This window comes from Streptomyces hilarionis, from assembly GCF_024539675.1.
Taxonomy (GTDB): domain Bacteria; phylum Actinomycetota; class Actinomycetes; order Streptomycetales; family Streptomycetaceae; genus Streptomyces; species Streptomyces hilarionis.
Window position 1 is genome coordinate 1 of record NZ_JAHHIT010000676.1, and the last position, 286, is coordinate 286.

Below are 286 nucleotides of genomic sequence, written 5' to 3' on the forward strand. Positions count from 1 at the left end.
TCGTATAACAATGCATCGGAAGCCCCAGCGCCTGCCGCTACTGGGCCAATTACCAGCACCGGTACTCCGTCCTCCCCGAACATCAACTACGGCTATTCGGGTGACAAAGAAGCCATCGGCCTGCAGGGCGTCATGGATGACGGTCAGTTCACCAAGTTTCTGATGAAAAAAGGTGCGGATCTGCCGCAGTTTTACCGCGTACTGCCTGACGGCACCGAGGCGATGGTCAATGCACGCCGCGAGGGCGAGTACTGGGTTGTTCAGCGTCTGGCCAGCATGTTCGTAG

At 57.7% G+C, this 286-nt stretch carries 1 protein-coding gene; it reads left to right on the forward strand.

Annotation, left to right across the window (positions count from 1 at the left end; all coding sequences use genetic code 11):
* On the forward strand, nucleotides 1-286 hold a 286-nt coding region (locus KMS84_RS44490; RefSeq protein ID WP_256921562.1), incomplete at both ends, for a TrbG/VirB9 family P-type conjugative transfer protein.